The following is a 3,844-nucleotide window of genomic DNA, read 5'->3' as shown; positions in this document are numbered from 1 at the left end:
GCCGCGCCCCACGCCGACGCCAGCGGCGCCGTCAGCGACGACGTCAGGGTCGAGCCGACGTTCAGCGCTGCGGTGTAGGCGGCGGTGACGACCCCGGTGGCGGCGGGGAAGTCGCGGGCCACGACGACCGGCACCACGACGTTGCCCACGGTGATCGCCACGCCCAGCAGCACGGTGCCCGCCAGCGCGGCCGGCCAGCCCCCGGCGGAGCGCACCAGCGTCGCCGCCAGCACACCCGCCAGGCAGAGCAGCACCGCCCGGTGGACGCCGGCGCGGGCGATGACGGCCGAGGCCAGCGGCGCCGCCAGCCCGAAGCACAGCACCGGCAGGCTCGTGAGCAGCCCCACCCCGCCGGCGCCCACCCCGAGGTCGGTGCGCAGCGCCCCGGCCAGCGGGGCGACGGCCACCAGGGGACCGCGCAGGTTGAGCGCCAGCAGCAGCACCGCCGCCAGCAGCAGACCGGGCACCACGGCCCGCCGCGCCGCGCCCGGGGCGGTCGCCGGCGCGGTCGGGTCGGCGGTGGGGTCCTGGGGCACCCGGTCATCCTCACCGCAGGTGCCCGCACCCGCCGCCCCGGGGTGCCCCGGGCGGCGGCCCGCTCAGGCGGCGCGGCGCCGGGGGGCGGTGGCGATCTGGAACACCCCGAAGGCCGCCACCCCGAGGGCGACCAGCACGAGCAGCACCGCACCGAACGGCTGTGCGGCGATCTCGCGGAACGCCGCGTCCAGGCCCCGCGACTTGGCCGTGTCCCCCGTGGCGGCCCAGCAGACGAGCACGCCCAGCACCGCGAAGGCCACCCCGCGGGCCACGTGGCCGACGGTGCCCACGGTGCGCAGCGCCGGGCTGAGCGAACCCTCGACCTTCTCCTCGAAGCGGTGCTTCAGCCCGCGGTGCACGCTGACGACGGCGTAGGCCACCACCGCGAGCCCGACGACGACCACGAGCACCGGCCCGCCGGGTGCCTCCAGCAGCCGCTGGGTGAGGCCCTGCTGGCGCTGCCCCGCCGACGCCCCGCGACCCTGCAGCAGCCGCACGCACGTGGACCCCAGCGCCAGCGCCACGACGGCCTTGGCCACCGCGTGCACCTTGTCCTTCGCCTCCGGGGCCAGCACCGCCTCCAGCACCTGCCAGACGAGCATCGCGGCGAACCCCGCGCACAGCAGCACCAGCAGCAACGGGCCCAGCGCCGAGCCCGCCACCGTCGCCAGCGCCCCGGAGGAGTCCGCGCTCCCGCCGCCGGAGCCCAGCGCGATCTGCAGCGCCAGCCAGGCGACGAGCAGGTAGACGACGCCCTCGGCCGCCACCCCCCAGCGCCCGATCCGCCGCGCCGTCCCCGCGTGCCGCTGCGCGCCGGCCGTCACCTGCCGGCCGGCGCCCCGCGCCGCGGCACCGGCATCCGACCCGTGCCCACCCGAGCTGGCCATCGCCCCTCCTCCCGGCCGGCGGCACCCGCCGCCGGCGATCCACCCCGCACGTGGCGGGCCGTCCCGCAGCGTGGCGCGCGGCGTGCGGGCCGGCCACCCGAACGCCACCGGCCCGCTGCGGCGGGGCGGGCGGGGGCGGTGCGCGCGGCGGTGGCCAACGATGCAGGGCGGCCCGGGGTCGGGCGGCCGGACACCGGCGAGCGAGGAGCGGGGCGGATGCGGCACGACGGCGTGGGCGGACGGGGCGCGGCGGCGCCGGGGGTGCGGCGGTGAGGGCCGCGTACCTGCCCGGCGGGCGGCGGGTGGACCTGCGCGAGGTGGACACCCCGGTGCCCGGCCCCGGGCAGGTGCTCGTGCGGGTGCGGGCCTCGACGATCTGCGGCTCCGACATCCGCGCCATCTACCGCGAGCACCTGGGCACCGGCGCGGAGGCCTACCAGGGTGTCGTCGGCGGCCACGAGCCGGCCGGTGAGGTCGTCGAGGTCGGTCCCGGCTGCCGCGAGCGCGCCGTCGGCGACCGCGTCGTCGTCTACCACATCTCCGGCTGCGGCCTGTGCCGCGAGTGCCGCCGCGGCTACCAGATCAGCTGCACCGGCTCCGGCCGCGCGGGCTACGGCTGGCAGCGCGACGGCGGGCACGCGGACTTCGTGCTCGCCGAGGAGCGCGACCTGCTGCCGCTGCCGGACGCGCTGACGTTCGTCGACGGGGCGATCGTCGCGTGCGGGGGCGCCACCGCCTACGAGGCGCTGCGCCGCGCGGAGGTCAGCGGCGACGACTCCGTGCTCGTGACCGGGCTGGGGCCCGTGGGCCAGCTCGTCGGGCTCTTCGCCCGGGCGCACGGCTCGGGCCTCGTCGTGGGCACCGACCCGTCCCCGCAGCGGCGCCGGGCGGCCCTGGACCTGGGGGCGGTGCACGTGGCGCTGGACCCGGGCGACGCCGCCGGGCTGGGCGAGGTGCTGGGCGAGGGCGCCGACGTGGCGGTCGACGCCTCGGGAGCCGGCCCCGCCCAGCTGCAGGCGCTGGAGCTGACCCGCCGCTGGGGGCGCACCGTCCTGGTCGGCGAGGGCGGCCGGCTGTCGGTGGACGTCAGCGAGGTGATCATCCACAAGCAGCTCACCGTGCACGGCTCGTGGGTGGCCAGCACCTGGCGCACCGCGGACCTGCTGGAGCGGCTGCCGCGCTGGGGGGTGCACCCCGAGGTGGTCGTCACCCACCGCTTCGGCCTGGACGAGGTGGCGCGCGCCTACGAGGTGGCCGACTCCGCCGCGGGCGGCAAGGTCGCGGTGCTGCCGCACGGCTGAGCCACGTCGCCCGCCCGGCCCGGAGCACGCCGCCGGGCGGGCGACACTGGAGCACGTGCCCAGCACCCTGCCCGACGGCGAGCCCGTCCCCGCCGACGGCGCCCTGCCCGCCACCGCCCTCGACGGCGCCGCCGACCGGACCTTCGGCGTCTACCTGCACGTGCCGTTCTGCGCGGTCCGCTGCGGCTACTGCGACTTCAACACCTACACCGCCGCCGAGCTGGGCGGTGGTGGCTCGCAGGCCGCCTACGCCGCCACCGCCGCCCGCGAGGTCGAGCTGGCCGGGAAGGTGCTGGCCGCCGCGCCCCGGCCGGCCTCCACGGTGTTCGTCGGCGGCGGCACCCCCACCCTGCTGCCGCCCGGCGACCTCGCCGCCCTGCTCGACGCGGTGCGGGCCACGTTCGGGCTGGAGCCCGGCGCGGAGGTCACCACCGAAGCCAACCCGGACTCGGTGACCCCGGAGGGCCTGGCCGAGCTGGCGGCGGCCGGCTTCACCCGGGTCTCGTTCGGGATGCAGTCCGCGGTGCCCTCGGTGCTGCGGGTGCTGGAGCGCACCCACGACCCCGAGCGGGTGCCCCGCGCGGTGGCGTGGGCGCGCGCGGCCGGGCTCGACGTGAGCCTGGACCTCATCTACGGCACGCCGGGGGAGTCCGTCGCCGACTGGCGGGCCAGCCTGGAGGCGGCGCTGGCCTGCGGGCCCGACCACGTCTCCGCCTACGCCCTCATCGTGGAGGACGGCACCCGGCTGGCCGGGCAGGTGCGCCGGGGCCAGGTGCCCGCCCCCGACGACGACGACCTGGCGACCAAGTACGAGGTGGCCGACGACGTGCTCACCGCCGCCGGGTACGGCTGGTACGAGGTGAGCAACTGGGCGCGCGGGCCGCGGCACGCCTGCCGGCACAACCTGGCCTACTGGCGCGGCGGGGACTGGTGGGGCGTGGGGCCCGGTGCGCACAGCCACGTCGGCGGCGTGCGCTGGTGGAACGTCAAGCACCCCAGCGCCTACGCGCAGCGGCTGGCCGCGGGCAGCAGCCCCGCCCACGCCCGGGAGGTGCTGGGGGAGGAGGGCACCATGGGAACCCAGGACGTCGTCGTCAAGGACACCGACCCCGTGCGCGT

Annotated in this window: 4 protein-coding genes; 2 read left to right on the top strand and 2 right to left on the bottom strand. The window is 78.6% G+C overall.

What is annotated here, in order from left to right:
* The coding region (locus ABEB16_RS10785) for an MFS transporter (RefSeq protein WP_486335978.1) at positions 1-536 on the bottom strand (536 nt) is incomplete at its 3' end.
* A 63-nt stretch (positions 537-599) separates the two neighbouring features.
* Entirely contained in the window at positions 600-1,424 is an 825-nt protein-coding gene (locus tag ABEB16_RS10780; protein ID WP_345712256.1) for a DUF1206 domain-containing protein, read from the bottom strand.
* 269 nt (positions 1,425-1,693) lie between these two features.
* Between ABEB16_RS10780 and ABEB16_RS10775 the strand changes: the two genes are divergently transcribed.
* Together ABEB16_RS10775 and hemW are read left to right on the top strand one after the other, a co-directional pair.
* On the top strand, positions 1,694-2,725 hold the full coding sequence (locus ABEB16_RS10775) for a zinc-dependent alcohol dehydrogenase family protein (RefSeq protein ID WP_345712255.1): 1,032 nt from the start codon (positions 1,694-1,696) through the stop codon (positions 2,723-2,725).
* A gap of 55 nt (positions 2,726-2,780) precedes the next feature.
* Positions 2,781-3,844: radical SAM family heme chaperone HemW (hemW, locus tag ABEB16_RS10770; RefSeq protein ID WP_345712254.1), on the top strand; the 1,064-nt coding region annotated here is incomplete at its 3' end.

Source organism: Kineococcus glutinatus, assembly GCF_039542765.1.
Classification (GTDB): domain Bacteria; phylum Actinomycetota; class Actinomycetes; order Actinomycetales; family Kineococcaceae; genus Kineococcus_A; species Kineococcus_A glutinatus.
This window is presented reverse-complemented; position numbering and strand designations above follow the sequence as displayed.

Excerpts from the sequence above, each read along its gene's own strand:
- ABEB16_RS10780 (WP_345712256.1), bottom strand. The coding sequence starts at position 1,424 with ATGGCCAGCTCGGGTGGGCACGGGTCGGATGCCGGTGCCGCGGCGCGG.